Source organism: Kordia sp. (assembly GCF_045105435.1).
In the GTDB taxonomy this organism is placed as follows: domain Bacteria; phylum Bacteroidota; class Bacteroidia; order Flavobacteriales; family Flavobacteriaceae; genus Kordia.
In genome coordinates, this window is the sequence record NZ_JBGCDL010000395.1 from 1 (window position 1) to 4,764 (window position 4,764).

The window sequence follows — 4,764 nt, forward strand, 5'->3', positions numbered from 1 at the left end:
ATATTTGAGCAAAACAAAACCAATGTCATTGAAACACTCAACGAATACATTGCCAACTTACAGGAATTTAAAAGCCTGATGTTGCAAGACAATTTTGAAGGAATATATAAAGAAATGGAAAACACAAATCACATAAAAAAAATACTAAAAGGAATCGAATAACAATTTGGGCGTTTCCCTAACGGGTCGGGCTTTCGGCAGTCGCTTTTTACAAGCTGTCATTCCTGCATAGGCAGGAATCCACCTTGCAAAAGAGCTCCAACAAAGCCTCAATCCCTAACGCGAACGTTCCCATGAAAATGGCAATCTAAAAGAAACGATAAGGAATCAAAAGTAACGAGAACAATCCCACGAAAGTGGAAACAAAGAATAAATCAACAAAAAAAATAAACCGACAAAAAACAATAAAAAAAGATACTCATGGAAAATAAAAAAGAATTAAGAAGCTGGTTAAACAACTTTGGACTAGAACACCCAATCGTAATCGCAGGACCTTGTAGTGCCGAAACAGAAGAACAAGTGCTTAAAATTGCACACGAACTAAAAGACACAGACGCTACGGTATTGCGTGCAGGAATTTGGAAGCCGCGTACACGCCCAGGAAACTTTGAAGGTGTAGGAGCACTCGGTCTTAAATGGTTGCAAAAAGCCAAAGAAGAAACAGGAATGCTTACAGCAACAGAAGTTGCCAATGCAACACACGTACGTTTAGCATTAGAGCACGATATTGATGTATTATGGATAGGAGCACGTTCTACAGTAAGTCCATTCATTGTTCAGGAAATTGCAGATGCATTGAACGGAACAGACAAAATTGTATTGGTAAAAAACCCAGTAAATCCAGATTTAGCATTGTGGCTTGGAGCGGTAGAACGTTTGCACTCTGCTAATATTGAAAAATTGGGAGTTATTCATAGAGGATTTTCAACCTACGAAAAAACACGGTACAGAAACAATCCAGAATGGCAAATTCCGATTGAATTGCAAAACCGTTTCCCAGATTTGCCATTAATATTAGATCCATCGCATATTGCAGGACGTAGAGATATCATATTCGATCTTTGTCAAACAGCATTAGATTTAAACTACGACGGATTAATGGTAGAAACACATTTTGATCCAGACAATGCTTGGAGTGATGCCAAACAGCAAATAACACCAACACGTTTGGAAGAAGTCATGGAAGATTTAAAAATCAGAAAGGCAACAGATACCGAAGCGGAATACCGAAATGAATTAAATACATTGCGTACGCAAATTGATGTAGTAGATCATCAACTTATAGAAATGTTAGGAAAGCGTATGAAAGTAGCTGACAAAATTGGAGCCTTGAAAAAAGATAAAAACGTTGCCATCTTACAAACCCGACGTTGGAACGAAATTCTAGGAAAAATGATTTTAGAAGGTGAGCAAAATCAACTAAGTGAAGAATTTGTATTACGCATTTTCAAAGCAATTCACCAGGAATCAATCAATCACCAAGAAAAAATAATGAACAACTAATTATTTTTTGGGTAACAAAATAAAAATTTTACAACTACATAATATAACATTAAAAAACATTATATTATGGAAAAAACAAAGTAAACTCAAAAATCAGCATCATAAAAAGCGTAATTGCTAGCTTAAACGAAGTAGATATTCGAAAAATTGTTGGTGGCGCAAATGATACTCATAAAGTATGTTATAATAACACAAAGCGGTGTAAATTGAGCAATGATATTTCTTGTTATAGTCCTTGTGGTCCGAATTCATTTGGAACTCTTGCTTGTGCTAATTAAGTAATAAATTAAAAGCGAGCCTAATAAGCTCGCTTTTTCAATAATTACTACCAAAAATTAAGCGCAAGTACAATCTGTATTTTGAATTATTGACCTTGGTAAACATCCTTACAACAAAATAAGTAGCTTGTGCTTCTTCACTTCCGTTTCCTTCTTCATTTATTCCTCCTTTAATAAAAAAGCTAGAAATAGACTTTTTGTTAAGTTGTAAACTTTTTAAACTTTGTTTTTTCATAATAATCTGTTTTAAATAATTAATAGTTCAAAACAACGACGAATAATTCAGCAAAAAAAGAAAGGCAATTGATGGTTTATGAATGCGCGGTAAGAAAGAGAAAAAAGTACGAGGAAAAGCATGAAAAAAGCTTATCTTAAAAGTGAGGTTTTCGTCAAACCGAACTTGATTCGACTTCTCATAATCATTAAAAAAAATAATGTAATGATATTCTTAATCAAGTTCAGGATATTGGCTTTAAAAACTTTCACGACAGCCTCTTTTTCATTTATAAAGATTGCTAATAGTTTGTGAGGTGTCAGTAAGTTGTTGACAAAGAGAAAGATATATTTTGTTGGTTTCTAAAGTGACAATAAAAAAACATGCTAAACTTTAAGTCTATTTAAAATTTTATATGTTTGCACAAATTTTAACAATATATAGTAGCATAATTACCTAAAATTCTTCCCTAAAAAACAATCACTTAAAACTGTAAATAAACACATGAAAAACATTACAACTATGTTGCTGCTACTTTTTGTAGTATGCGCAATGAATGCACAAGGGAAACTTGGTCCGATCACAATTTCTTACGGTCAAGAAATTAAAGAAAACAAAGAAAAAATTGTCCGAATAGCAGGAGAGCTCAATGGGAAAATATACACGTTAGCACAAAAAGGAAAGAAAAAATACTTTTTAAAAATGTTTAGTGCTGACAAAATGGAAGTGCTAGGAAAACAACAAATTGAATTCTCAGAATACAAAGGAAAAGACCTGACGTTTGAAGAAATTATAGTAATTGGGAATAAAATTTATGCTTTTGGAAGTCTATATGATCGGAAAGCAAAAGAAAACCACTTAGTAGGATTTTCAATTTCTGAAGATGGAAAACTATCCAAAAAAGGGAAAATACTTTTCAATACAAAAGTTACCAAAAAAAGAGAAAGAGGCGCTTTTTACTTTAAAGAATCTCCTCAAGGTGGTAGCTTATTGATTATGCATGCAGCGTACTTTGATAAAAAAGAAGAAATACAATATGAAATAAAACTATTCAACGAAAATCTAGAAGCGGAAATGACAGATTTGGAAACAGTTCCGTTTGAAGATCGCAGAGATTTAGAATTCAATATTGCCGACTTCGATGTAAATGTGTATGATGATATATTTATTGTAATCAACGAAAGCTATCGTGATAGAAAAGCGAAGAAAAACATCGAAAAATTTGAAATACATACTTTCAAAAAAGACAACGGCTACAAAAAAGAAATCATAAATATCGATTTTACCAACAGAGAAGTTATTAACTGCGAAATTTTAGCGACGAACAAAGACATTTTACACTTAGTAGGGTTTTATTCAGGTGTGCGTAAAAACGGAAAAGCGAATAAAAAACTGAGAGGGATTTACTCTGCTAATGTAGACATGAGAAGTAATGAGGTTATGAATCTAAAATTCAATAAATTCGATTACGAAACAAAAGTAAAACTTATTGGAGAACGTAGAGCTAAAAAAGATAAAGACATAAAACCGCTATATAAAACGCATAGTTTAATTGAAAAAGAAGATGGCGGATTGTTCTTATTATCAGAATATCAAGAAGTTTTTATAGGAAGAAGTCAAGGAATCGGTCCATTGGCAGTTCAACCAATTACGTATATTAACAATGAAATCATCGTAACTTCATTAAATCAAGATGGTTCTATAGCTTGGACAAACGTAATTCCGAAAGAACAAAAAGCAAGCTTTACTGTATTCTCGCTAGGAATCTTTGGTTTTTTTGGTGGAAACAACTTTACTGTTGGTGTAGGAATCTCTATTCCAATCGCTGTAGCAGGAAAAGGTCCGGAATATTTAAGCGCCATTCCAATTTATGAAAACGGACAGCTCACTGTAATTTTCAATGACAACAAAAAGAATGTTGGCGTAACGGATATTGAAAAAATCAAAAGACTAGGAAATTATAACAAAGCCATTCCTACAGCTTTTGTTTTTGACGATCAAGGAAATATTACACGTCTTGATCCTGAAGATCTTCAAAAAGAAAGACTCATTTTACGACCTGGCGTATATTTGCAAAAATCAGCAGGCGATTACATTATTTACGCATCTAAAAGATCAAAAAATAAGCTAGGAAGACTTCAAATTCAAAACTAAGTCAATCACTTTAAGATATTAAAATCTTGATTATTAATTAATCAAAAAGATAAAAGGTTTGTATACATGTGCAAACCTTTTGTTATGTAAAGAATAATCTTAATCTTTGCACCAATGATAGGAACTGTTTATAAATCTACGGGAAGTTGGTATTTGGTCAAAACCGAAAACGGTAAAGAATACGAATGTAGAATCAAAGGGAAATTTAGACTTAAAGGAATTAAAAGTACGAATCCCATTGCGGTTGGTGATAAAGTGAATTTTACACTTGAAACCAATAACGATGTTGAAACAGGAATTATCGATGAAATTTTTGATCGTAAAAACTACATCATCCGTAAATCGGTTAATCTTTCCAAACAAACACATATTATTGCATCTAACATTGATCAAGTATTCTTATTAATCACCATTGACAATCCACCAACGTTTCCAAGTTTCATAGATCGTTTTTTAGTCACCGCAGAAGCCTATTCCATTCCGTGTGTATTAGTCTTTAACAAAGTAGATGCCTACAAAGAAATAGAACGCCGCGCTGAGGTTATGTATCTCAAAGATATCTATGGAAATATCGGTTACGAATGCATTGAAATATCTGCCAAAGAGCAAAAAAAT

4 protein-coding genes and 1 pseudogene are annotated in these 4,764 nt (G+C 32.9%); 4 read left to right on the forward strand and 1 reads right to left on the reverse strand.

Going from position 1 to position 4,764, the window contains the following annotated elements:
* Both AB8B65_RS19980 and AB8B65_RS19985 read left to right on the forward strand, forming a co-directional pair.
* Window positions 1–162 (forward strand): annotated as a pseudogene (locus AB8B65_RS19980) (prephenate dehydrogenase); the annotation flags it as partial.
* Between the two features lie 258 nt (window positions 163–420).
* A complete protein-coding gene (locus AB8B65_RS19985) occupies window positions 421–1,503 on the forward strand; it encodes a chorismate mutase (protein WP_405303051.1) in 1,083 nt (360 codons plus the stop codon).
* Between the two features lie 315 nt (window positions 1,504–1,818).
* On the opposite strand, the gene AB8B65_RS19990 is transcribed toward AB8B65_RS19985, so the two are convergent.
* Entirely contained in the window at window positions 1,819–2,016 is a 198-nt protein-coding gene (locus AB8B65_RS19990; RefSeq protein WP_405303052.1) for a hypothetical protein, read from the reverse strand.
* Window positions 2,017–2,499: 483 nt separating this feature from the next.
* Between AB8B65_RS19990 and AB8B65_RS19995 the strand changes: the two genes are divergently transcribed.
* Entirely contained in the window at window positions 2,500–4,149 is a 1,650-nt protein-coding gene (locus tag AB8B65_RS19995; RefSeq protein WP_405303053.1) for a hypothetical protein, read from the forward strand.
* A 114-nt stretch (window positions 4,150–4,263) separates the two neighbouring features.
* A partial coding sequence (gene rsgA, locus AB8B65_RS20000; protein ID WP_405303054.1) for a GTPase RsgA occupies window positions 4,264–4,764 on the forward strand: 501 nt, incomplete at its 3' end.

Coding starts and splice junctions, on each gene's coding strand:
- AB8B65_RS19985 (WP_405303051.1), top strand. CDS start 421: ATGGAAAATAAAAAAGAATTAAGAAGCTGGTTAAACAACTTTGGACTA.
- AB8B65_RS19995 (WP_405303053.1), top strand. CDS start 2,500: ATGAAAAACATTACAACTATGTTGCTGCTACTTTTTGTAGTATGCGCA.
- AB8B65_RS19990 (WP_405303052.1), bottom strand. CDS start 2,016: ATGAAAAAACAAAGTTTAAAAAGTTTACAACTTAACAAAAAGTCTATT.